The sequence below is a fragment of the Candidatus Thiosymbion oneisti genome, from assembly GCF_900092655.1.
Classification (GTDB): Bacteria; Pseudomonadota; Gammaproteobacteria; order Chromatiales; family Chromatiaceae; genus Thiosymbion; species Thiosymbion oneisti.
Window position 1 is genome coordinate 1 of the sequence record NZ_FLUY01000261.1, and the last position, 933, is coordinate 933.

Below are 933 nucleotides of genomic sequence, written 5' to 3' on the forward strand. Positions count from 1 at the left end.
CCATGAAAAGCTGGTACCAAAAACAACCCAATCTGTTCAAAAAACGTGTCTATAATCTGGCGGGACTTGACACTTAGGCACTTTTTCGCTGCGACTTGATATCGGCGATTATGTCTTTCGCGGATAGGCAAGTCATTTAACAAGTGCATGAGGAAAATTCGGGCTTTCTGGATTAACCACTAGTTTTCCATGGCTTGGAGATATAATCAAATCCATATCCTCCATTGGAACAGCACCCAACAGTACCTCATCTCCCATAACTAATGCACCTACGAAACAATTACGATTTTCAAAAATAACCTCTATGGGGCCAACATAAGATACCTTGTGACGACTCCCATCAGCAGTTGTCACTTCACGTTTTCTATTTTCTTCCAGCTCCAATTGAAGAGCCACATGCTCAGGTATACAAAGTATTAGCGCACCTGTATCGACCATTGCCTTTGTTACCAAAGACTTTAATTGTGGAAGCCGTGGGTTTTTCAACTCAATTTCCGCATGAACGTATCCCATAAGATTTCCCCTAATTCGTTACCAACTATGAAGCCCGGTTCAGCCGACGCCATGCGTGACCGGGGCCACCTTCGTTGAAGACTGCACGGAACTTGAATAGACGCGCCGGCTGAACTACACAATGCCCAAATGACCTTTCCCGCAGGCTACTACCTCCTCTGCTTGCACCGCATCGCCAACACTCACAACTTCTGGCGGCTGGAACGACAGCGGAGCAATGGTCCGGTGGAGCGCCTCGTTATGGATTCCGGACTGCTTTGGAGTGCGCCGGCAAAGCGACGCGGCCATATCTAACCTCAGCCACGGGGAATACCAGCGGCGTTTGCCAGGAATCCGGCACTTAGGTTCCACCCGCGCCGCGGCGACGGCGCTTTCCTCTGGCCACAACACCTTGGCCGGGAACGGATACCTCGCCACATC

General features: G+C 50.1%; 2 protein-coding genes. Both read right to left on the bottom strand.

The features are described 5' to 3' along the window. Positions 1 to 132: 132 nt before the first annotated feature. On the bottom strand, positions 133 to 513 hold the full coding sequence (locus BQ17_RS02255) for a clan AA aspartic protease (RefSeq protein WP_089724105.1): 381 nt from the start codon (positions 511 to 513) through the stop codon (positions 133 to 135). A 114-nt stretch (positions 514 to 627) separates the two neighbouring features. Beyond that, positions 628 to 933 (bottom strand): hypothetical protein (locus BQ17_RS22280; protein WP_218068015.1); only part of this gene is annotated, 306 nt, incomplete at its 5' end.

What these genes read in the sequence shown, in the direction of transcription:
- BQ17_RS02255 (WP_089724105.1), bottom strand. Translation starts at nt 513, where the DNA reads ATGGGATACGTTCATGCGGAAATTGAGTTGAAAAACCCACGGCTTCCA.